This is a genomic window from Pseudomonas sp. NPDC090755 (assembly GCF_044769005.1).
Lineage (GTDB): Bacteria > Pseudomonadota > Gammaproteobacteria > Pseudomonadales > Pseudomonadaceae > Aquipseudomonas.
Map to the genome: position 1 here is coordinate 601,299 of NZ_JBIVXC010000001.1, position 21,129 is coordinate 622,427.

Below are 21,129 nucleotides of genomic sequence, written 5' to 3' on the forward strand. Positions count from 1 at the left end.
ATGAAAGTTCTATTTCTGGTGCAGAAAGAACAACGGGCCATCCTCGATCGTCTCTATGACGGCGTTGCCGCCCATTGCGAGTGCGATCTGCGCTGGCTGAGCAGCGCCGACCAGCGCAACCTGCGCAGCTATTTCCGCCGCGAGGTCGACGTCGAAAAGTACGACCGGATCGTGTTTTTCCTGCGCTTCAAACAAGAGATCCGCCAGGTTGGCTTCATTCGTACAGTGCCCAACCTGGTCATTCTCGAACACGACGCCTACCAGAACTACATCCCGTGCAAGTACACCGGCAAGTTCAGTGCGCATTATCGCCAGCTGCCCTGGGCGCGGGTGATCAGCTCCGGCTACATGGTCAGCGAGCGGTTGCGCCAGGAAGGTTTCGACGCCGAGTTCGTGCCCAAGGGCTACGACCAGCAGTTGTTGGCTGACCAGGGCCGGGAGCGGGATATCGAGCTGGCCTTTGTCGGCAGCACCAACAGCGTTGCCTACAGTGGGCGCAAGGCCTTGCTCGATGAGCTGGCGCAGGTGGAAAACCTGCTGGTGACCCGGACCAAGTCCGGTGAAGAATACTGTGACACGCTCAACCGTATTCGCTTCTTTGTCAGTGCCGACGTCGGTATGGGCGAATACATGATCAAGAATTTCGAGGCGATGGCCTGTGGCTGCGTATTGCTGGCTTTTGACCAGGGCGAGGCGGAGAATCGCGCCCTGGGTCTGAAAGACATGCATAACGTCGTGCTGTATGACAGCATTGCCCGCTTGCAAGAGAAGCTGAAGGTGCTGCGTGCCGACCCTGCGCTGGTTGAGCGTATCGGCAGCAATGGACGGGACCTGGCGGTCTCGCAATTCAGCTTTGCCCAGGTAGGTCGTAGCATCGTAGAAAAAATGCAGCCACCTCTGCGTCCCCGTCCCGCCTTGACCGGCTGGCAGCGTTTGCGTTTGAGACTGGGCATATGAGCCGGCTGTCCCACAAGGGATGTGGTCTCGAACAACCGAATACAGAAGATGGGGAGGGAATCCGGTGCGATTCAGTGATGACAGTGATGTAACCCTGGTGGTTACCAGTTGCGGACGTTTCGATCTGCTCAAGCTGACGCTCGAGAGTTTCGATCGTTTCAATACTGCGCCGATCCGTGAGGTGTTCATTACCGAGGATTCCGGGGATGACGCCGTCCATCAGGCCGTCCCCGAGCACTGGAAGCCGCATTGCACGGTGTTCGTCAATCGTCCCAAGCTGGGGCAGCTGGCGTCCATCGACCTTGCCTATGGCCAGGTGAAAACGCCCTATGTTTTCCACTGCGAAGATGACTGGGAGTTCTATCGACCAGGATTCGTCGAGGACTCCCGAAATATTCTCGACGTCAGTCCGCATCTGCTCCAGGTCTGGCTGCGCAGTTATGCCCATGACCTGAAGATCCACAGCCCCTACATCTATCTGGGGGAACGTCAGGTCATCGCAGGTGTCCCTTGTTATCCATTGCTTTCGGCCAAGCCGGAGTGGCAGAGCTTTTCGTTGAATCCGGGATTGCGTCGGCTGAGCGATTATCAGCGATGTGCCCCGTTTGCCGCCTATGCTGGTGAAAAGGCACTGTCAAAACGCTATGCCGAGTTGAACCTCACCGCGGTCACCCTCGAGGGTGATGCGGTGCTGCACACCGGCTTCGGTTCACATGTAAGCTTGCCCGAAGAGCGACAACGCAAAGCTCGACGCCGTCAACGCGATCGGGTCAAGCTGGCTGTGATTATGGTGATCGGGGTCGTATTGGGGGCGGGTGTTGGTTTCTTTGCGCATTGATTTGGCCTGTTTGCTGTTCATTCGGCTCGATACAGGGGGTGCTACCCCGTGAACATCGTCAACATCATGTGGGCGGGTGGTGCGCCGTATGTGTCGGTGCACAAGGTGCACCAGCAGATCCTTTCCCAGGCTGAACCTGGCACCTCGATCAGCAGTTGGCTGCTGCAAGGTCAGGGTTCCTGTTGCAGCGACGGAGCGACCCGCGAATGGCAACTGTCCCAGCGCCTGCTCAAGGGTCGGCATATATGGAAGCTCCTGCATCCGTGGATGCGCGGTCGCTTTCGGCAGGCGCTGAAGCAGTCCGGTACCCAGATGGTGTTGCTCGACGGCATGGGGGTATCGCGGCTGGTGCTGCCGGTGTTGCGGCAGTTGCCGGATGTGCGGGCGGCCATCGTTTTTCATGGCAAGACACGCCTGCACCGCGGTGACATTGCCCTGTTGCGCGGTTTCCAGTCTTCGCAGGTGACGCTCGTGGCGGTCTCCCAGACCCTGGCCGCGGCGCTGGAGCAAGATCTCGGCATGCCGGTGCAGGTGCTGCGTTCGGCGTTGGAGCCGGAAAGCTTCCGCCGGACATTGCTGGAGCGTGACCAGGCTCGGCAAGCGCTCGGCTTGCCGTTGCAGGGCGGGCCTGTGCTGGGGGCCATGGGGCGCCTTGTCGATAGCAAGGGATTCGACTACCTGCTCGATGCCTTTGCCGTTGCGCGTCAGCAACGACCGGACCTGCGTCTGGTGATACTGGGAGAAGGCAATCAGCGCACTGTGCTGGAGTCCCGCATCAGCGCGTTGGGGCTGGAAGAGGTCGTTTCCCTGCAAGGCCATTGCAATGGCCTGGCCCAACTCTACCGGGCATTCGACTGGGTACTGATCCCTTCACTGTCGGAGGGGCTGGGCCTGGTGCTGCAGGAAGCGGTCATGGCCGATGTGCCGGTCTTGTGCAGTGACCTGTCGGTGTTTCAGGAGCAGTTGGGCGAGGCGGGCCGCTACGCCGCCTTAGGCGATGTCGCGGCCTGGGGGCAGGCGATTGTCGACAGCGTCGGCAGCGACGCCAGCCAAGTGGCCAGGGCGCAGTACCAGGCGCTGGCGCCAGAACGGGTCTGGCAGCGCTTCAGCCAGGCCTCGAGCGACCTGTTGAGCGGCCGCTGAGGGTTTCAAGTCAACAAGGCGCGTTCCAGTTCGGCAAGCGGGAACTGGTCTTCGAGCCGCTCACGAGCAATGTAGCGGGCAAAGTGCTGCACGTTGCGACGAACCATGCGCCGGGAAAGCGGTGCGCGCATGAAACGCATGTCGGCCACGTCAATCAGGCCCATCTCCTGTTCCGGGGTGACGACAATGTTGCCCAGATGTAACGAGCGAAAGTAGATCCCCGCTCCATGCAGCCTGCGCACCAGTGCCACAAGCTGTGGCAGTCGCTCCTGCCAGCTGAAGCCTTCCTTGCGTGACAATTGGCTCAACGTTTCGCCGGGCAGTGGCCGATACAACACTGCAGTCATTCCGGGCGCTTCCAGTTTGTAGTGCTTCAAGACTTTAAGCGTGGGAATTCCTTTTTTTTCCAGCTGCGCCACGTTATCGATGAAGCGTTGCGAGTAAGGTCGCAGCAGCGCAGATGAAATTAAGCGCTTGCGCCTGAAGAGCTTGAGGATGTTGCCATCCTTTAGCAGGTACACTTTAGCGCCATAGCTGTCGGCCTCCAGAATTCTGGCGCCAAGGATGAGCTGGTTGAGGTCGACCTGGGAAAGCCTGGAACATTGCATGGATGAGGGCCTTGTCAACGGGCAAGCGAAAGGACCGGCCATAATGCCGAAAAGTTTACAGATGCACCATGCCGGAGTTGTTCAATCGATGGGGATACGCATGATGTACACAAGGAGTTGGGCGCAGACCTGGCTGGCAGTGGGCTTTTTGTGGTTTCTGGTGGCGATCGCCCTGGCACCGAGCAACAAGGTCTATCAGCAGGGGCTGGTGGCGTTTCTCTGGTTGCCTACCCTGGTTCTGATCTGGTCAGCGCGTACGGCACTGGCCGATGCCTGGCGCTCCCAGCGGGCCTTGTGCGTTTCCTTGCTGCTTTTACTCGCCTGGTCGGCCCTGAGTCTTGTCTGGGCTGCGGTCGAGGAGCCCGGGCGCGAGCTCAAGCGGCTGTTGTATATCACCGTGTTCCTGCTGTTTTTCCCGGTGCTCGCCGGGGCCGGCGGGCAACGCCTGATCCAGCTCCTGCAGGCCGGAGGCGTTGGCCTGGGGGTTGCGGCGCTGTATTCGATCATTCACTTCTATGGCGTGCTGGGGGTGCCACTGGAGATCAGGCTCAGTGGCATTGGCGAGATATCCCACCCGATCCTGGGTGCCTATGTGATCGGTGCTGCCATGGTCTGGATGCTGCACTGGCCGCCTCAACAGCGTTGGTTGCAGTTGCTGTGGGCGTTGTCGCTGTTATGCCTTGGCGCGTTCCTGGTGCTTTGCCAAAGCCGCGGGGCGGCCCTGGCCGTGCTGATTTCCATGGTCGCCATGCCCATCTGGTGCCGTGATCGCAGAAGTCGTCTTATCGCCGGCGCTGCAATCATTACTGCGTTGGTCGGGATGCTCTCGATGTATGCATTGGTCATTTCCCGTGGTTCGTCCTACCGACCTGAAATTTTCGAGTCTGCCGTGCAGATGATTGCACTGCACCCCTGGACAGGCCTTGGCCTGGGCTCGTTCTACCAGATATCGGCGGCCGGGCAGTTGTTCGACCACACCCACAACATGTTCACCCACATCGCCATCGAGCTGGGCATCCCCGGCATGTTGCTCTGGCTGAGTGTCTGGCTGTGCGTGTTGCGTGAAATCTGGCGCGTCCGTTCAACGGCCCTGGGCCAAGGCCTGATGGGGTTGTGGCTGTTTTCCACCCTGGCCATGCAGTTCGATGCCGCGAGCCTGACCGGCACCCCGCGGGCGGAGTGGTTCATCAGCTGGTTGCCGATCGGCCTGGCCCTGGCGTTGGTCTGTGTGCATGCCCGTCGACCGGGCTGTGATAAAATTTCCGGTTCAATCTGAACAGCGAGCTCGACATGGCCGAAACACCGCTAAAGGCGGAGCAGCAGAGCAGCTCCAGCCTGAAAATCTACTTCCGGCTACTGAGCTATGTGAAACCGTACATCGGCATTTTCGTGCTGAGTATCGTCGGTTTCGTGATCTTTGCCTCGACCCAGCCCATGCTGGCCGGAATCCTCAAGTATTTCGTCGATGGCCTGAGCAATCCCCAGGCGGTGTTGTTCCCCAATGTCCCTTACCTGCGCGACCTGCAACTGTTGCAGGCGGTGCCATTGCTGATCGTGCTGATCGCGGCATGGCAAGGCCTGGGGTCGTTCCTGGGTAACTATTTCCTGGCCAAGGTTTCCCTCGGGCTGGTCCATGACCTGCGCGTTGAGTTGTTCAACAAGCTGCTGGTGCTGCCCAACCGCTACTTCGACAACCACAACTCCGGTCACCTGATCTCGCGGATCACCTTCAACGTCACCATGGTCACCGGTGCCGCCACCGATGCCATCAAGGTGGTGATCCGTGAAGGCCTGACGGTGGTGTTCCTGTTCGTCTACCTGCTGTGGATGAACTGGAAGCTGACCCTGGTCATGCTGGCGATCCTGCCGATCATCGCCGTGATGGTCGGCAGTGCCAGCAAGAAATTCCGCAAGCAGAGCAAGAAGATCCAGGTGGCGATGGGCGATGTGACCCACGTGGCCTCGGAAACCATCCAGGGCTACCGGGTGGTGCGCAGCTTCGGTGGCGAAAACTACGAGCAGCAGCGTTTCGCCAACGCCAGCCAGAGCAACACTGACAAGCAACTGCGCATGACCAAGACCGGCGCGGTGTACACGCCGATGCTGCAATTGGTGATCTACACCGCCATGGCGGCACTGATGTTCCTGGTGCTGTTCCTGCGCGGCGATGCCACCGCCGGTGACCTGGTGGCCTATATCACCGCTGCAGGCTTGCTGCCCAAGCCCATCCGCCAGCTGTCGGAAGTCAGCTCGACCATCCAGAAAGGCCTGGCCGGTGCCGAGAGCATCTTCGATCAACTGGACGAAGCGCCGGAAGTGGACGCCGGCACCGTGGAGCTGGACCGTGTGGAAGGGCGCCTGGAAGTGCGCAACCTGAGCTTCACCTACCCCGGAACCGAGCGCCAGGTGCTGTCGGATATCTCCTTCACCGCCGAGCCTGGGCAGATGATTGCCCTGGTAGGCCGTTCGGGCAGTGGCAAGTCGACCCTGGCTGCCCTGATTCCGCGTTTCTATCACCATGACCAGGGGCAAATCCTGCTCGATGGCGTGGAGATCGAGAACTATCGCCTGCGCAACCTGCGTCGCCATGTGTCCCAGGTGACTCAGCACGTCACCTTGTTCAATGACACCGTGGCCAACAACATCGCCTATGGCGATCTGGCCGGCGCGCCGCGTGCCGAAATCGAGGCCGCCGCTGCCGATGCCTATGCCAAGGACTTCGTCGAGCAGTTGCCCCAGGGCTTCGACACCCAGGTCGGTGAAAACGGCGTGCTGTTGTCTGGCGGCCAGCGCCAGCGCCTGGCGATTGCCCGGGCCCTGCTCAAGAATGCGCCGCTGCTGATTCTCGACGAGGCCACCTCGGCCCTGGACACCGAGTCCGAACGGCATATCCAGGCGGCCCTCGACCATGTCATGAAGGGTCGGACCACGCTGGTGATCGCGCATCGCCTGTCGACCATCGAGAAGGCCGACATGATCCTGGTCATGGACCAGGGCAAGCTGGTCGAGCGCGGCACCCATGCCGAGCTGCTGGCCGCCAATGGCTACTACGCCAGGTTGCACGCCATGGGCCTGGACGAGCCGGCCAAGGCCGACATCACCTGAGCCTGTCACCGGGGCCCGTCCAGGGCTCCGGTTGCATTCTGAATCGCTTGCCGGCAAGGCGGTAACCAAGCCTTCGCCTGGCCTGTGCTAATATCCTGCCCCTGTTAATTTTGTATAAATGGGTTGCCCATGAAGTTGTCCATGCCGCGTTTCGATCAAGCCCCGGTACTGGTGGTGGGCGATGTCATGCTCGACCGCTACTGGCATGGCGGTACCTCACGGATCTCGCCTGAAGCCCCGGTGCCGGTGGTCAAGGTCGACCAGATCGAGGACCGTCCCGGCGGTGCGGCCAACGTCGCCTTGAACATCGCTGCCCTGGGGGCCTCGGCTGCACTGGTCGGGGTCACCGGCCAGGACGAGGCCGCCGACAGCCTGGCCAACAGCCTGCAGGCCGCCGGTGTGCGCTCGATCTTCCAGCGTATCGCCCATCAGCCGACCATCGTCAAGCTGCGGGTCATGAGCCGTCACCAGCAACTGCTGCGTATTGATTTCGAAGAACCCTTCGCCACCGATCCGCTGTCCCTGGGCGCTGAAGTCGACACCCTGCTCGAAGGGGTCAAGGTGCTGGTGCTGTCGGACTATGGCAAAGGCGCACTGAAGAATCACCAGAGCCTGATCCAGGCGGCGCGCGCAAAAGGCATTCCGGTGCTTGCCGACCCCAAGGGCAAGGACTTCTCGATCTACCGCGGTGCCAGCCTGATCACGCCGAACCTCAGCGAGTTCGAAACCATTGTCGGTCGTTGCGCCGACGAAGCCGAGCTGGTGGCCAAGGGCGGCCAGCTGATGAACGAGCTGGAGCTGGGCGCCTTGCTGGTGACCCGTGGCGAGCACGGCATGACCTTGCTGCGTCCGGATCACCCGGCCCTGCACCTGCCGGCCCGGGCCCGCGAAGTCTTCGACGTCACCGGTGCCGGTGACACGGTGATTTCGACCCTGGCCGCGGCCATTGCCGCCGGTGAAGAACTGCCCCACGCCGTGGGCCTGGCCAACCTCGCGGCCGGCATCGTGGTCGGCAAGCTCGGTACGGCGGCCATCAGTGCGCCGGAACTGCGTCGTGCCATCCAGCGCGAGGAAGGGTCGGAACGTGGCGTACTGAGCCTGGAACAGCTGCTGCTGGCGATCGACGACGCCCGTGCCCACAACGAGAAGATCGTCTTCACCAACGGGTGCTTCGACATCCTTCATGCAGGTCACGTGACCTACCTGGAGCAGGCGCGGGCCCAGGGCGATCGCCTGATCGTCGCGGTCAACGACGATGCCTCGGTCAGCCGCCTTAAAGGCCCGGGTCGGCCGATCAACAGCGTCGACCGGCGCATGGCGGTGCTCGCCGGCCTGGGTGCGGTGGACTGGGTCATCAGTTTCCCTGAAGGTACGCCGGAGAACCTGCTCAGCCAGGTCAAGCCGGACGTGCTGGTCAAGGGCGGCGACTATGGCATCGACCAGGTAGTGGGTGCGGACATCGTCAGGGCCTACGGCGGTACCGTGAAGGTGCTGGGGCTGGTGGAGAACAGCTCGACCACGGCGATTGTCGAGAAGATCCGCAAGCGCTGATGTGGGAGCGGGCTTGTCCCTCGATTGCGGTGCAACAGATACATCCCAATCGCGGGGCAAGGCGCGCCATCGTACTGCCGCCCCTACTTGCGTAGCCCACCCCGCGCCATTTGCAACAACTCCCGTGCCTTGCCCGTCAGCCGCTGCAACCCCGAATCCGCCCTCGGCGCTGCCAGCCCCTGCTGGCGGACCCAGTCCTTCCAGCGAATCCGCTCATCCCTGACCAGCCAGCCCTCTTGCCGGGCAAAGCTTTCGGCCAGGTACAGACCACGAGTGCTGGCGGGCAGCAGCTGGCCTTTCTTCAAGGTATAGAGTTCAGCCCGTGGCTGACCGTCCTCCAGCGGCATCAGGTAGAGGTCAGGACGGCTACGGTTGAGGCGGGCCACCAATTGATTGCCTTCCAGTCGCTCATCGACATGGAACAGGCTCAGGGACCTGGCTTCGCGTGGTACGTGCAGGCGCAGGTCGTAGATCAGTTGCAGCGAGGCGGTCGGCAAATGCACATAGGCCCGTGGCCGTTCCAGCAGGTGCAGGTTGGCGCAGCGCACCGGCCTTGCCGCGCCGGACTGCGGGGTCAGGACGAAGGGCATGGCTTCGCGGTAGTGCAGGGCATCGGCGTAGGGCGCCGGTAGCCAGGTGTCATTGAAGCGTCCCCCAAGCCAGCCTTCCGGCGTCTCCAGCAGGCACTCCTCGGCGACTTCCTGGATGGCGGTGTGCAGCGGCAGGTTGAGCTCCTGGGCGGGGACATAACCGGAAATCAGTTTCAGCACCACGTCGCCACGGTCCTGGCGGCGCTGGCGCACCAGCACCCAGTAGTCGCGATTCTGCCAGTGCAGGGTCAGGCGCACCGAGACGCCCAGGTTCGCCAACTCCACGGCGAAGCGCTGGCTGTCGTTCAGGTGGATCTGCTTGCGCCGCTGCTGGGTCTGGGCGAAGTTCTGCGGCATGCCGATGCTCTGGTAGCACAGCCCCTCGGGGCTGGCTTCGACATGCAGGGGCAGGGTCTTGAAGGTGCTCGGATTCTTGCGGATCAGCGTTCGCGGCATGTCGGCTCCTACTTGCGTTGGGGGCGGCCGCAACGGCGGCATGGGCGTCAGCTACCCAGTACGGCGGCTACAGTGGCCACGTTTTGGGCCAGGTGTACGGGGTTGATGGTACCGACAATAGCACTGCTGACCCCAGGGTGAGCGAACAGCAGCTCGAAGCTGGCGCGCACCGGGTCAACGTCCGGGTTCAGGCAGGCATGTCCGCTGGCCAGGGCCTTTTTCACCAGGATCGCCTTGCCATGCTCGGCGGCATAGTCGAGCACAGGGCGTTCAGCCTGTTCGTTCAGATTGTAGGTGACCATGGCGCAATCGCCGCGTTCCAGTGCCTTCAATCCACCTGCCACTGTCTTGCCGGACAAGCCGAAGCCGCCGATCTTGCCTTCGCGTTTCAGGGCTTCGAGGGTCTGGTAGACCTCCTCATGCTCAAGAATGTGCAGGTCGTTGCCGTCGGAATGCACCAGTACCAGGTCGATATGCTCGGTTTCCAGGCGTTTGAGGCTGCGTTCGATGGAAAAGCGAGTGTGTGCGGCGCTGAAGTCGAAGTGTGACTGGCCATTGTCGAACTCTTCACCCACCTTGCTGACGATCACCCAGTCCTCGCGCTGTCCGCGCAGCAGCGGGCCCAGGCGTTCTTCGCTGCGACCGTAGGCCGGTGCCGTGTCGATCAGGTTGATGCCCAGCTCGCGGGCCTGGGCCAGCAGTTCGCGGGCCTGGTCGTCATCGGGAATGGTGAAGCCATTGGGGTATTTGACCCCCTGGTCGCGGCCCAGCTTGACCGTGCCCAGGCCCAGGGGCGATACGCGCAGGCCGGTGCTGCCCAGGGGGCGGTGCAGGTGGTGAAGGCTCGGCAGGCTCATGGCAACAGTTGCTCCCAGACCGGCACGGCCAGCGGCGGTTTGGGCAGGTCGGGCAGGGCGGCTTGTCCGCTCGGCTGGATGCCATCGCGTTCGAGGTTGGCCAGCACGCGGTCGGCGAAGTCCGGCGCCAGGGCCAGCTTGGTCGGCCAGCCCACCAGCAGGCGCTGCTGTTCGGCGAGGAAGGCGTTGTCCGGGCGCACCAGGCCCGATTGCGCCGGTTCCGCGCGGTCGATGCGTACGGTGGCCCAGCGCACCTGGCTCAGGTCGATCCAGGGTAGCAGGCTGGCGACTTCTTTCTTCGCCGCGGCAATCTGCGCATCGGGTTCGCGGGCCACGCCGTCGGCTTCGGCCAGGTCGCCGCCCAGGTACCAGACCCACTGGCCGTTGCTGGCCGGGTGGCTGGTGACGGTGATCCGAGGCTTGGGACCGCCGCCCAGGCAGTGGGCGTACAGCGGCTTGAGGCTGGCGCCCTTGGCCATGACCATGTGCAGCGGTCGACGCTGCATGGCCGGTTGGCTCAGGCCCAGGGTTTCGAGCAGGCCGGCATTGCCGGCACCGGCGCTGAGAACGATGCGCCGGGCGCGGATTTCGCGGTCATCGACGCGCAGGCCGGCCAGTTCACCGGCTTCATGCAGCGGCTCGATCCGCTCGCCGGCCAGCAGGCTGTCGCCCGCCAGTTCTGCGAGTCGGCCCAGCAGGCTCGGTACGTCGACGACCAGTTCGGCCAGGCGGTAGACCTTACCTTTGAAGGCGCGATCTTGCAGGGCGGGCGGCAGTTGATCGCCCTTGACCTGATCGACCCGGCCTCGCACCGCCTTGCTGGCGAAAAAGCTGGTCAGGTTGCCGGTCAGGGTACCGGGCGACCACAGGTAGTGGGCTTCGGACAGCAGGCGCACGCCAGACAGGTCCAGCTCGCCGTTGCCGGCCAGGGCCTCGCGCCAGCGCCGCGGCATGTCGGCAATGGCTTCCGAGGCGCCGGTCAGGGCGCCGTGCAGGGCGTACTTGGTACCGCCGTGGATGATGCCCTGGGATTTGAGGGTCTGCTCGCCACCGAGACTGGCACGTTCCACCACCACCGTCGAATAACCCAGGCGGCGCAGGCGGGCGTTGAGCCAGAGGCCTGCGACCCCTGCGCCGACGATCAGTACGTCGGTGGAAATAACGGATGGCATGCATACACCTCACAAGCTTGGACAGACGCCCAGTATACAGCCTGTGAGCAGAATCAATGCCCGACGGTTTTCGAGAAGAGCTGAATCACCACCACGCCACCGACGATCATGGCCATGCCGAGCATGGCCGGGATATCCAGTTTCTGCCCATAGATCACCAGGGCCGCGACACTGATCAGGACGATACCCAGGCCCGACCAGATGGCATAGGCGATACCCACCGGAATGCTGCGTACCACCAGGGTCAGCATCCAGAACGCCACGGCGTAGCCACAAACCATCAGCAGCAAGGGCAGGGGCGTGCTCAGGCCCTTCACGGCCTTCATCGAGGCGGTGGCAATGACTTCGGCGCAGATGGCAATGGCCAGATAGGTGTAGGCGTTCATGGTGGTGGTCCTCTGTTCTGGCTGGGCATTCTAGAGCATGTCTGGATGGGGTAAAGTCATTACCTATCTTTAATGGAGATAGGTTGAATGGCCGAACAGTGGAACCTGGAGCAACTGCGCCTGTTTGTGCGGGTGGCTGAGCAACGCTCGTTCTCTGCGGTTGCCCGTGCCCAGCGCAAGGCCCAGTCGGCGGTGAGCAGTGCCATTGCACTGCTTGAGGCCGACCTTGGCGTCACCCTGTTCGAGCGCAGCAGCGGTCGTCAGCCGCGCCTGACCGAAGCCGGAACGGCATTGCTCGAGGACGCTCGCGAGCTGTTGCGCCAGTGCGAGCGCCTGGACGGTCGGGCACTGGCACTGATGCGCGGCCAGGAGGCGCAACTGCGGGTGGCGCAGGACGAGGCCATGCCCTATCAGCCGGTGATCGACAGCCTCGATGAGCTGGCCCGGCAGTTTCCCTTGCTGGAGGTGCAACTGGCCAGCGGCGCCCAGGGCGATGTGGCGCGCAAGCTGGTGGAGCGGCGCGCCGATCTTGGCCTCCTCTTCCACCACGAGCGCATGCCTGCGTCACTGGAGCGTCGCGCCCTGGGGCGGGTGGAGATGGTCACCGTCTGCGCCGTCAATCACCCGCTGGCGCAGTTGACCCGGGTCAACCGCCAGCAACTGGCCAGGCATCGACAACTGCTTATCGCGCCCCAGGAAAGCGGCTACCCCGGCGGCGAGCCGATCAGCCCGCAGATCTGGCGAGCTGACAGCTTCTACGCCATGGCCGAACTGTTGATGCGCGGCCTGGGCTGGGCCTGGCTGCCCCGGCACGTGGTGCAGTACCCGACCTATCATGCGCAGATGGTCGAACTGAGCAGCGAATGGACGCCGCCGGCGCTGGTGGTGGAGCTGGTGTGGCGGCGTGACGAGCCGCTGGGGCCGGCGGCCCAGTGGTTGGCCGAGCGCTTCGCAGTGCACTTGCGCGCCATTGGCTAGTACACTTCGGCGCCATGAACAGAACCCTTTATACCTTGCTGTTTCACCTGGGCCTGCCGCTGGTTGCGCTGCGCCTGTTCCTGCGCTCGCGCAAGGCCCCGGCCTACGGCCAACGCATCGGCGAGCGCTTTGCCATGAAGCTGCCGGCCATGCACACGGGCGGCATCTGGGTGCATGCCGTGTCGGTGGGCGAGAGCATTGCCGCCGCGCCGATGATCCGTGCCTTGCTCAAGACTTATCCACAGCTGCCGATCACCATCACCTGCATGACCCCGACCGGTTCCGAGCGGGTACGGGCGATGTTTGCAGACGAGCCGCGCATTCAGCACTGCTACCTGCCCTATGACCTGCCTTGGGCCGCCGGGCGCTTCCTCGATCATGTGAAGCCCCGGCTGGCGGTGATCATGGAGACCGAGCTGTGGCCCAACCACATCCATCAGTGTGCCCGGCGCGGCATTCCGGTGGCCCTGGCCAATGCCCGGTTGTCCGAGCGCTCGGCCCGTGGCTATGCCCGTTTCGCCGGCCTGACCCGGCCGATGCTGGCCGAGATGAGCCTGATCGCGGTGCAGACCGAAACCGAAGCCGAACGCTTCCGCCAGTTGGGTGCGCACCCGGCGTGCGTGCAGGTGACCGGCTCGATCAAATTCGACCTGCGCATCGACGAGCAGCTTCTGCCGAAGGCCCGCACCTTGCGCGAGCAGTGGCAGGCGGGCCAGCGTCCGGTGTGGATCGCGGCCAGCACCCACGAAGGCGAGGATGAAGTGATTCTGGCGGCACACCGCCAATTGCTCGAACATCATGCCGATGCCTTGCTGATTCTGGTGCCGCGACATCCGGAACGGTTCAACAGCGTGTTCGACCTGTGCTGTCAGCAGTTCCCGACCATTCGCCGCTCCAGTGCCGAACCGGTGGCTGCCGGGACCTCGGTGCTGCTTGGCGACACCATGGGCGAGTTGCTGTTTCTCTATGCCTTGGCCGACATAGCCTTTGTTGGCGGCAGTCTGGTGCCCAACGGCGGGCATAACCTGCTGGAACCGGCGGCGTTGTCATTGCCAGTGCTCAGTGGCCCCCACCTGTTCAACTTCCTGGAAATCGCGGCGATGTTGCGCGAGGCCGGTGCCTTGCAGGAAGTGGATGATGCCCAGGGGCTGGCGGTTGCGGTCCGGCGTCTGATCGAGTTGCCGCAGGATGCGCGGCGCATGGGGGAGGCGGGCAGGGCAGTGATGAAGGCCAACCAGGGGGCGCTGCAGCGGTTGCTCGACGGGCTGGGGCGGCTGTTTTGACGTGATCGCGGGGCAAGCTCGCTCCTACAGAGGCGTGTAGGAGCGGGCTTGCCCCGCGATGCTTTTCAGGGGCGGGCGTCGAAGTTGGCCTTGGCCGCTGCTGCCAGGTCTGGCGGCAGGAAGTCCTTGTCCGGGTTGTAGTCCGGTTTCAGGTAGCGGCTCAGGTCGGTCAGGTCCTGCGGGCTCAGCGTGCCGGCGGCCTGCTTCAGGCGCAGGTTGTCGAGGATGTAGTCGTAACGGGTGTTGTTGTAGTCGCGCACCGAGGTGTACAGCTGGCGCTGGGCATCGAGCACGTCGACGATGTTGCGGGTACCGACCTGGTAGCCGATCTCGGTCGCTTCCAGTGCACTCTGGTTGGAGATGATCGACTGCTTGCGCGCCTGTACCTGCTCCACATCGGTGTTCACTGCCCGGTGCAGGTTGCGAGTGTTTTCCACCACCTGGCGGCGCAGGCTTTCACGCTGCTGCTCGGTCTGGTTCAGGCGCTGGTACGCCTCGCGCACTTGCGAACTGATCAGGCCGCCACTGTAGATCGGGATGTTCAACTGCAGGCCGACGCTGGTCTGCTCGACGTCGCCGCTGATGGGCCCACCGAGGTTGGGGTTGGAGAAGCCCAGGTTGTCGTTGTCGCCTTTCTGGTACTGCGCCACGGCATCCAGTGTCGGCGCATGGCCGGCCTTGCGCTGGCGCAGGGTTTCCTCGGCGGCGCTGACGGCAAAGTTGGTCGCTAGCAGGTTGAGGTTCTGTTTGCCGGCAGTTTCGACCCACAGCTTGGCATCGTTGGGCACCGGCACCTGGATCGGCAGGGTATGGACGATGCCCTGGACCGATTTGTAGTAGCGGTTGGTGAAGGTGATCAAGGCCTCGTAGGCGTCGTCGACCTGGCGCTGGGCGACGATCCGGTTGGCCCGCGCGGTGTCGTAGCTGGCCTGGGACTGCAGCACGTCGGTCTTGTCCGACAGGCCCACGTCGAAGCGCTCTTCGGACTGGTCGAGCTGGCGCTTGAAAGCCGCTTCCTCGGCCTTGGTCGAGGCCAGGGTGTCCTCGGCGCGCAGGACCGCGAAGTAGTTCTCCGCCGACTGCAGGATCAGGTTCTGCTCGGTGGCCGACAGTTCCAGGGCGGCCTGTTCGTTGAAGGCTTCGGCGGCCTGCAACTGGAACCAGCGATCGGCACGGAACACCGGCTGGGCCAGGGTGGCCTGCCAGGAGTTGCCGCTGCGGTTGGAGGTAATCGACGGGCTGTCGAGCTTGGTGCGGGTGTTCTGCATGGTGCCGCCGCCGGACAGGTTCGGCAGCAGGCCGGCACGGGCCTGGGGTACCACTTCCTTCTGGGCGCCATAGTTGGCTTGGGCCGCGGCCAGGTCGGCGTTGTTGTTCACGGCCTCCTGGTAGACGCTGACCAGGTCGTTCTTCGCCGAGATGGGCACGTCCGCTGCCCAGGCCATTCCGTTGGTAGCACAAGACACGGCAATGGCCAGTGAAAGTTTGCGCAGCATAGGGCGATCCTTGAACAAATTGAGTGTCTCTGAGCGGGTGAGTGTAGATGGACGGCCCCTTGGCAACAATCTGCCATTTACGCCATTTATCGTGCCCGTGTTTGTACTGTTGGCTTTGCGAGCAAGTCCAGTCTAGACTGGGCACGTTCTTGTCGGGGTGCCTTGCGTTGAGGCTGAGATCGGATAATCCGGATCCCGTTGAACCTGATCAGGTTAGCGCCTGCGTAGGGAACAAGATTTCTCGCTTTCCCGGCGAGTCTCTTGTGCCAGGTCCGGGAATGTCGAGCCAGCCATTGCAGCTGCAGGCATCACCGCGTATCCGGCACAGCACCACTCATGGTGCGTCCGTGCCTTTCAGGTTCTCCCCCGACATTCCACTGCCGGAAGCCGTCTGGAGAGCCTGTGATGAGTAAACAAGAAAAATATACCAATCTGAGTGAGTCGGCCCAGGTCGATCAACAGTCCGTACAGCCGTTCACCCGCTCGCGCAAAATCTATGTCGAAGGCTCGCGCCCCGATATCCGCGTGCCGATGCGTGAAATCAGCCTGGACGATACCCCCACCGATTTTGGCGGCGAGCCCAATGCACCGGTACTGGTCTACGACACCTCAGGCCCCTACACCGACCCCAATGTCGTCATCGATGTGCGCAAGGGCCTGGGCGATGTGCGTTCGGCCTGGATCGACGCCCGTGGCGACACCGAGCGCCTGGCCGGCCTGTCGTCGGACTTCGGCCAGCAGCGCCTGGCTGATGCCGAGCTGACCAAGCTGCGCTTCGCCCACGTGCGCAACCCGCGCCGGGCCAAGGCCGGCGCCAACGTCAGCCAGATGCACTACGCGCGCCAAGGCATCATCACCGCCGAGATGGAATACGTCGCCATCCGCGAGAACATGAAGCTGCAGGAAGCCCGCGCCGCCGGCCTGCTCGATCAGCAGCACGCCGGTCACAGCTTCGGCGCCAGCATTCCGAAGGAAATCACCGCCGAATTCGTGCGTGAGGAAATCGCCCGCGGCCGCGCGATCATCCCGGCCAACATCAACCACGTGGAGCTGGAGCCGATGATCATCGGCCGCAACTTCCTGGTGAAGATCAACGGCAACATCGGCAACAGCGCCCTGGGCTCGTCCATCGAAGAAGAAGTGGCCAAGCTGACCTGGGGTATCCGCTGGGGTTCGGACACGGTCATGGACCTGTCCACCGGCAAGCACATCCACGAAACCCGCGAGTGGATCATCCGCAACTCGCCGGTGCCGATCGGTACCGTGCCGATCTACCAGGCACTGGAAAAGGTCAATGGCGTGGCCGAAGACCTGACCTGGGAGCTGTTCCGCGACACCCTGATCGAACAGGCCGAGCAGGGCGTGGACTACTTCACCATCCACGCAGGCGTCTTGCTGCGCTATGTGCCGCTGACCGCCAAGCGCGTTACCGGCATCGTCAGCCGTGGTGGTTCGATCATGGCCAAGTGGTGCCTGGCGCACCACAAAGAGAACTTCCTCTACACCCACTTCGACGAAATCTGCGAAATCATGAAGGCCTACGACGTCAGCTTCTCGCTGGGCGACGGCCTGCGTCCGGGCTCGATTGCCGATGCCAACGACGAAGCACAGTTCGGTGAGCTGGAAACCCTGGGCGAGCTGACCAAGATCGCCTGGAAGCACGATGTCCAGTGCATGATCGAAGGCCCGGGCCACGTGCCGATGCAGCTTATCAAGGAGAACATGGACAAGCAGCTCGAGTGCTGCGACGAAGCGCCGTTCTACACCCTCGGCCCGCTGACCACCGACATCGCCCCGGGTTACGACCACATCACCTCCGGCATCGGTGCGGCGATGATCGGCTGGTTCGGTTGCGCCATGCTCTGCTACGTGACTCCCAAGGAGCACCTGGGCCTGCCGAACAAGGATGACGTCAAGACCGGCATCATCACCTACAAGATCGCCGCCCATGCCGCGGACCTTGCCAAGGGCCACCCGGGCGCGCAGATTCGTGACAACGCCTTGTCCAAGGCGCGCTTCGAGTTCCGTTGGGAAGACCAGTTCAACCTCGGCCTGGATCCGGACACCGCGCGTTCGTTCCATGATGAGACCCTGCCCAAGGATTCGGCCAAGGTCGCCCACTTCTGCTCCATGTGCGGGCCGAAGTTCTGCTCCATGAAGATCACCCAGGAAGTGCGCGAGTACGCCGCCAACCAGCGCATCGACGCGGTGGACGTGGCGGTCGAGGACGGCATGCGCGAGCAGGCCGAGCGGTTCCGCCAGGAAGGCAGCCAGCTGTACAAAAAGGTGTAAGAACATATCGCGGGGCAAGTCGGTGCGACGACTTGCCCCGCGATTGGGCCTTTAAGAACAACAATTTTCTCCCTGTCGAGACCACCCCTTGTGAGCACACCCAGCCAGTTCTCCCCCGATCACCCCGTCACCGCCCAGCAGCGCGTCCTCAGTGGCCGCGACCTCTGTTCCCTGTGGTTTTCCCTCGGCATCGGCCTGATGGTGCTACAGACCGGCGCCTTGCTCGGCCCCGGCCTGGGCCTGGCCAATGCCGTGCTGGCGATCATTGTCGGCACCAGCGTGGGCGTCCTGCTGCTGGCGGCGGTGGGGGTCATCGGCAGCGACACCGGGCTGTCGTCCATGGCCGCCCTGCGTCGCAGCCTCGGCCGCGACGGGGCACGTTTGCCGGCGCTGCTCAACCTGCTGCAACTGATCGGCTGGGGCTCGTTCGAAATCATCGTCATGCGCGATGCTGCGAGCCTGCTGGGCGCGCGTGCCTTCGGCGAGGGCAGCGCGCTGACCAATCCGCTGCTGTGGACCTTGTGCTTCGGCGCCCTGGCCACGTTGCTGGCAGTCAGCGGGCCGTTGACCTTCGTGCGCAAGATCCTGCGCAAGTGGGGCATCTGGCTGTTGCTCGGTGCCTGCCTGTGGCTGACCTGGAACCTGTTCGCCAAGGCGGATCTCGCCGCCCTGTGGGCCCGTGCCGGGGATGGCTCGATGTCCCTGGCCGTGGGGATCGACATTGCCATTGCCATGCCGCTGTCGTGGCTGCCACTGATCGCCGATTACTCACGCTTCAGCCGCCGCGCCAGCCGGGTGTTCATTGGCACCGCACTGGGCTACTTCGTCGGCAACGTGTGGATGATGAGCCTGGGCGTGGCCTATACCTTGGCCTTCGCTCCGGCGGGCGAGGTCAATACCCTGCTGTTGGCGCTGGCCGGTGCCGGCCTGGGTATCCCACTGCTGCTGATCCTGCTCGACGAGTCGGAAAAGGCCTTTGCCGACATTCACTCGGCGGCGGTATCCACCGGCCTGCTGGTGCGCCTGAAGGTCGAGCACCTGGCCCTGGCCATCGGTGTGCTGTGCACCCTGATCGCCTGCTTTGCGCCGCTGGCGCAGTACCAGAATTTCCTGCTGCTGATCGGCTCGGTGTTCGCCCCGCTGTTCGGCGTGGTGCTGGTCGATCACTTCATCGTGCGTCGCCGTCGCAGCGATGCCAGCCCCATCCACAGTCTGCACGGTCGTGCGCTGCTGGCCTGGGCCTGCGGTGTGGCCACCTATCACCTGCTGGCCCATTACGCGGCGGATGTCGGCTCGACCCTGCCGGCCTTGCTGCTGGCAGGGTGTGTGTACTGGGCGGCAGCGCCGTCGGTCAGCCGCGACCGGGAAACAACTCCGGCTTGATCACGCCGTTCAGGCGCGGGTAGGGGATCTTCAGTTCGATGTGGCCCATGGAATACGGGGCGATGGCATACACTTCGTACTTGAGCACTACCGCGCCGTAGGTCAGGGCGATGTGTGGGGTCTGGCGGAACGGCCAGGTCTTGACGAACTCGGCGTCCTTGTCCATGCCGGTGCTGATCAGCCAGCCCTTGTGGGCTTCCTCGGCGGTCTTCCAGAAGGTCGCCTCCTGGCCCGGCACCAGCATGTCCTGCAGGGTCAGCACCTTGTCCTGCTGGCGCGAGTAGTTGATGAAGCCGCGTCCGGGCATGCCATGGGCGCCGCCGGTGTCCAGGTAGCTGGACAGTTCGATGATCACCAGTCCGTCATGCTGCTCGCGTACCTTGGCTTGCAGGTAGCTGCTGTGGCGGCTTTCGGCCGAGGCCATGAACTGGTCTTCGTAGGCCTTGAGCGAGGCGGGCAGGGCACTGCGCTCGTTGTCCTGGGTCATCTGCAACAGGCGTTTCTCGACGATTGCATCCAGTTTCGGGTTGGCCGGGAAATGAATGGTGTCGATGTTCACCAGCGGGCAATCGGCCGTGGTGCAACCGGGCTTGATGTGCTCCCAGCGGTCGCGCTGGACCTCCAGGGGCGTGCGCATGTTGGGCTGGAACAGGCTTTGGCAGGCGCCCAGGGCCAGGGCCAGCACAGCCACGGAAGTCAGTTTCACAAGCGTCATGATGATCCTTGTCAGGCAGAGTTGATCGGGCTTGGACCGTCGGCAGGGCCTTCAGTTCGCCACTAAGCTCAATAACAGCAGGCTGTCTATCCTCGCAGCCCGGCCGGTATCTTGAAAGGGGTGAAACGCGCCGATGCGCAGGTTAGGATGGCGCGATGCAGTAGATGAGGTTGTGAGGATTGCCATGTCGGATGTGCTGAACGCTGTGCCCAAGGATGTCGAGATTGTCGAGCGGTTGAACTGTTTCCAGGGCTTTTACAAGCTCGACCGGGTGCGCCTGCGCCACGAGCTGTTCGCCGGTGGCATGGGCCGGGAGATCAGCCGCGAGCTGTTCGTGCGCCACGATGCCGTCTGTGTGCTGCCTTACGATGCCCTGCGCGACGAGGTGGTGCTGATCGAGCAGTTTCGCGTCGGTGCCCTGGGCAAGGTGGCCAACCCCTGGATGATCGAGCTGGTCGCCGGTCTGATCGACAAGGATGAAGCGCCGGAAGAAGTTGCGCACCGCGAGGCGCAGGAGGAAGCTGGTCTGGAGATCCATACGCTGTGGCCCATGACGCGGTATTTCCCGTCCCCCGGCGGCAGCGATGAATATGTGCACCTCTATCTGGGACGTTGTGACAGCGCTGGGGCGGGCGGTCTGCATGGCCTGGAGGAAGAGGGTGAAGATATACGCGTCAAGGTCTGGGCGTTCGAGGACGCGCTACAGGCCGTACGCGACGGGCTGATCGCCAATGCGGCAACCATCATTGCCTTGCAGTGGCTGGCCTTGAACCGGGATGAAGTCAGGGGGCTATGGTCGTGAATCTCTTGCGCGAGCGCTACCGGGTCGATCTGGTCGGGTTGCAGGCTGCCTGCGAGGCCAACTATGCGCGTCTGATGCGCTTGCTGCCGGACATGCGCACGGCCAAGAGCTCGCGCCGGATCGGCATGACCCAGGGTGACCAGATGCTGGGCGTGCTGGTGCTGGACGTGGTGCTCGCCTGCCCCTACACCACCACCCTGCGCGTGCGCCAGGAGCACAGCCTGCCCTGGCTGCCGGTGCCGCAACTGGAAGTGCAGGTGTACCACGACGCGCGCATGGCCGAGGTGGTCAGCGCCGAGCATGCCCGGCGTTTTCGCAGTGTCTACCCCTACCCGAACGCGGCCATGCACCAGCCGGACGAAAAAGCCCAGCTCAACCTGTTCCTGGGCGAATGGCTGAGCCATTGCCTGGCTTGTGGCCATGAGTTGGCCGTGGTTCGCTGAAATGTGACGCCGGTCGTTTTCGCGTATTTGCTCAAACCAGGCTTGCCGCCATAATCGCGCTGAATCCGTTCAAG

19 protein-coding genes and 1 riboswitch are annotated in these 21,129 nt (G+C 63.2%); of the genes, 12 read left to right on the forward strand and 7 right to left on the reverse strand.

What is annotated here, in order from left to right:
* The 3 genes from ACIQUS_RS02785 (at position 1) to ACIQUS_RS02795 (ending at position 2,938) form a co-directional block, all read left to right on the forward strand.
* Positions 1–957, forward strand: a complete 957-nt coding sequence (locus ACIQUS_RS02785; RefSeq protein WP_403042563.1) for a glycosyltransferase — start codon at positions 1–3, stop codon at positions 955–957.
* Positions 958–1,021: 64 nt separating this feature from the next.
* A complete protein-coding gene (locus tag ACIQUS_RS02790; protein WP_403042565.1) occupies positions 1,022–1,795 on the forward strand; it encodes a glycosyltransferase family 2 protein in 774 nt (257 codons plus the stop codon).
* 48 nt (positions 1,796–1,843) lie between these two features.
* On the forward strand, positions 1,844–2,938 hold the full coding sequence (locus tag ACIQUS_RS02795; protein WP_403042567.1) for a glycosyltransferase family 4 protein: 1,095 nt from the start codon (positions 1,844–1,846) through the stop codon (positions 2,936–2,938).
* 5 nt (positions 2,939–2,943) lie between these two features.
* On the opposite strand, the gene ACIQUS_RS02800 is transcribed toward ACIQUS_RS02795, so the two are convergent.
* Entirely contained in the window at positions 2,944–3,546 is a 603-nt protein-coding gene (locus tag ACIQUS_RS02800) for a toluene tolerance protein (RefSeq protein ID WP_403042569.1), read from the reverse strand.
* Between the two features lie 100 nt (positions 3,547–3,646).
* Here ACIQUS_RS02800 and ACIQUS_RS02805 point away from each other — a divergent pair, with 100 nt between their 5' ends.
* The 3 genes from ACIQUS_RS02805 to hldE all read left to right on the forward strand — a co-directional run bounded on the left by ACIQUS_RS02805 (position 3,647) and on the right by hldE (position 8,202).
* Positions 3,647–4,822, forward strand: a complete 1,176-nt coding sequence (locus ACIQUS_RS02805) for an O-antigen ligase family protein (RefSeq protein ID WP_403042572.1) — start codon at positions 3,647–3,649, stop codon at positions 4,820–4,822.
* Positions 4,823–4,836: 14 nt separating this feature from the next.
* Positions 4,837–6,651, forward strand: a complete 1,815-nt coding sequence (msbA, locus tag ACIQUS_RS02810; RefSeq protein WP_403042576.1) for a lipid A export permease/ATP-binding protein MsbA — start codon at positions 4,837–4,839, stop codon at positions 6,649–6,651.
* Between the two features lie 129 nt (positions 6,652–6,780).
* Positions 6,781–8,202, forward strand: a complete 1,422-nt coding sequence (gene hldE, locus ACIQUS_RS02815) for a bifunctional D-glycero-beta-D-manno-heptose-7-phosphate kinase/D-glycero-beta-D-manno-heptose 1-phosphate adenylyltransferase HldE (RefSeq protein WP_403042580.1) — start codon at positions 6,781–6,783, stop codon at positions 8,200–8,202.
* A gap of 83 nt (positions 8,203–8,285) precedes the next feature.
* On the opposite strand, the gene ACIQUS_RS02820 is transcribed toward hldE, so the two are convergent.
* The 4 genes from ACIQUS_RS02820 to ACIQUS_RS02835 are packed head-to-tail and all read right to left on the reverse strand — an operon-like array spanning position 8,286 to position 11,663.
* Complete coding sequence (locus ACIQUS_RS02820; RefSeq protein ID WP_403042582.1) at positions 8,286–9,248, reverse strand: metal ABC transporter ATPase; 963 nt, start codon at positions 9,246–9,248, stop codon at positions 8,286–8,288.
* A gap of 47 nt (positions 9,249–9,295) precedes the next feature.
* Positions 9,296–10,105 (reverse strand): aldo/keto reductase, encoded by an 810-nt coding sequence (locus ACIQUS_RS02825; protein ID WP_403042585.1) that lies wholly within the window; start codon positions 10,103–10,105, stop codon positions 9,296–9,298.
* Positions 10,102–11,277 carry an NAD(P)/FAD-dependent oxidoreductase gene (locus tag ACIQUS_RS02830; protein WP_403042587.1) on the reverse strand — a complete coding sequence of 392 codons (1,176 nt, stop codon included), beginning with the start codon at positions 11,275–11,277 and terminating at the stop codon, positions 10,102–10,104. The genes ACIQUS_RS02825 and ACIQUS_RS02830 overlap by 4 nt, the downstream gene beginning before the upstream one ends.
* A gap of 53 nt (positions 11,278–11,330) precedes the next feature.
* Positions 11,331–11,663 (reverse strand): DMT family transporter, encoded by a 333-nt coding sequence (locus ACIQUS_RS02835; protein WP_403042589.1) that lies wholly within the window; start codon positions 11,661–11,663, stop codon positions 11,331–11,333.
* A gap of 87 nt (positions 11,664–11,750) precedes the next feature.
* On the opposite strand from ACIQUS_RS02835, the gene ACIQUS_RS02840 reads away from it, so the two are divergent.
* Positions 11,751–12,641, forward strand: a complete 891-nt coding sequence (locus tag ACIQUS_RS02840) for a LysR family transcriptional regulator (RefSeq protein ID WP_403042591.1) — start codon at positions 11,751–11,753, stop codon at positions 12,639–12,641.
* A 14-nt stretch (positions 12,642–12,655) separates the two neighbouring features.
* Entirely contained in the window at positions 12,656–13,924 is a 1,269-nt protein-coding gene (waaA, locus tag ACIQUS_RS02845; protein WP_403042593.1) for a lipid IV(A) 3-deoxy-D-manno-octulosonic acid transferase, read from the forward strand.
* Between the two features lie 65 nt (positions 13,925–13,989).
* Here the strand turns inward: waaA and ACIQUS_RS02850 are convergent, their stop codons facing one another.
* Positions 13,990–15,420: a TolC family outer membrane protein gene (locus ACIQUS_RS02850; RefSeq protein ID WP_403042596.1), complete on the reverse strand. Its 1,431-nt coding sequence runs from the start codon at positions 15,418–15,420 to the stop codon at positions 13,990–13,992.
* A 143-nt stretch (positions 15,421–15,563) separates the two neighbouring features.
* Positions 15,564–15,668, forward strand: a riboswitch (TPP riboswitch).
* A gap of 157 nt (positions 15,669–15,825) precedes the next feature.
* Between ACIQUS_RS02850 and thiC the strand changes: the two genes are divergently transcribed.
* Together thiC and cytX are read left to right on the forward strand one after the other, a co-directional pair.
* The gene (gene thiC, locus ACIQUS_RS02855; RefSeq protein WP_403042599.1) at positions 15,826–17,712 is read left to right on the forward strand and encodes a phosphomethylpyrimidine synthase ThiC; all 1,887 of its coding nucleotides are present in this window, start codon (positions 15,826–15,828) and stop codon (positions 17,710–17,712) included.
* A gap of 90 nt (positions 17,713–17,802) precedes the next feature.
* The gene (cytX, locus tag ACIQUS_RS02860; protein WP_403042602.1) at positions 17,803–19,095 is read left to right on the forward strand and encodes a putative hydroxymethylpyrimidine transporter CytX; all 1,293 of its coding nucleotides are present in this window, start codon (positions 17,803–17,805) and stop codon (positions 19,093–19,095) included.
* Here cytX and ACIQUS_RS02865 read toward each other — a convergent pair.
* Entirely contained in the window at positions 19,064–19,810 is a 747-nt protein-coding gene (locus tag ACIQUS_RS02865; RefSeq protein WP_403042605.1) for an RsiV family protein, read from the reverse strand. The genes cytX and ACIQUS_RS02865 overlap by 32 nt on opposite strands.
* Positions 19,811–19,994: 184 nt before the next feature.
* On the opposite strand from ACIQUS_RS02865, the gene ACIQUS_RS02870 reads away from it, so the two are divergent.
* Together ACIQUS_RS02870 and ACIQUS_RS02875 are read left to right on the forward strand one after the other, a co-directional pair.
* On the forward strand, positions 19,995–20,612 hold the full coding sequence (locus tag ACIQUS_RS02870; RefSeq protein ID WP_403042608.1) for an NUDIX domain-containing protein: 618 nt from the start codon (positions 19,995–19,997) through the stop codon (positions 20,610–20,612).
* Positions 20,603–21,055 (forward strand): DUF1249 domain-containing protein, encoded by a 453-nt coding sequence (locus ACIQUS_RS02875; protein WP_285863330.1) that lies wholly within the window; start codon positions 20,603–20,605, stop codon positions 21,053–21,055. Before ACIQUS_RS02870 ends, ACIQUS_RS02875 begins: the two co-directional genes overlap by 10 nt.
* Positions 21,056–21,129 lie beyond the last annotated feature (74 nt).

Coding starts and splice junctions, on each gene's coding strand:
- ACIQUS_RS02785 (WP_403042563.1), top strand. CDS start 1: ATGAAAGTTCTATTTCTGGTGCAGAAAGAACAACGGGCCATCCTCGAT.
- ACIQUS_RS02800 (WP_403042569.1), bottom strand. CDS start 3,546: ATGCAATGTTCCAGGCTTTCCCAGGTCGACCTCAACCAGCTCATCCTT.
- ACIQUS_RS02805 (WP_403042572.1), top strand. CDS start 3,647: ATGATGTACACAAGGAGTTGGGCGCAGACCTGGCTGGCAGTGGGCTTT.
- msbA (WP_403042576.1), top strand. CDS start 4,837: ATGGCCGAAACACCGCTAAAGGCGGAGCAGCAGAGCAGCTCCAGCCTG.
- hldE (WP_403042580.1), top strand. CDS start 6,781: ATGAAGTTGTCCATGCCGCGTTTCGATCAAGCCCCGGTACTGGTGGTG.
- ACIQUS_RS02820 (WP_403042582.1), bottom strand. CDS start 9,248: ATGCCGCGAACGCTGATCCGCAAGAATCCGAGCACCTTCAAGACCCTG.
- ACIQUS_RS02825 (WP_403042585.1), bottom strand. CDS start 10,105: ATGAGCCTGCCGAGCCTTCACCACCTGCACCGCCCCCTGGGCAGCACC.
- ACIQUS_RS02830 (WP_403042587.1), bottom strand. CDS start 11,277: ATGCCATCCGTTATTTCCACCGACGTACTGATCGTCGGCGCAGGGGTC.
- ACIQUS_RS02835 (WP_403042589.1), bottom strand. CDS start 11,663: ATGAACGCCTACACCTATCTGGCCATTGCCATCTGCGCCGAAGTCATT.
- ACIQUS_RS02840 (WP_403042591.1), top strand. CDS start 11,751: ATGGCCGAACAGTGGAACCTGGAGCAACTGCGCCTGTTTGTGCGGGTG.
- waaA (WP_403042593.1), top strand. CDS start 12,656: ATGAACAGAACCCTTTATACCTTGCTGTTTCACCTGGGCCTGCCGCTG.
- ACIQUS_RS02850 (WP_403042596.1), bottom strand. CDS start 15,420: ATGCTGCGCAAACTTTCACTGGCCATTGCCGTGTCTTGTGCTACCAAC.
- thiC (WP_403042599.1), top strand. CDS start 15,826: ATGAGTAAACAAGAAAAATATACCAATCTGAGTGAGTCGGCCCAGGTC.
- ACIQUS_RS02865 (WP_403042605.1), bottom strand. CDS start 19,810: ATGACGCTTGTGAAACTGACTTCCGTGGCTGTGCTGGCCCTGGCCCTG.
- ACIQUS_RS02870 (WP_403042608.1), top strand. CDS start 19,995: ATGTCGGATGTGCTGAACGCTGTGCCCAAGGATGTCGAGATTGTCGAG.
- ACIQUS_RS02875 (WP_285863330.1), top strand. CDS start 20,603: ATGGTCGTGAATCTCTTGCGCGAGCGCTACCGGGTCGATCTGGTCGGG.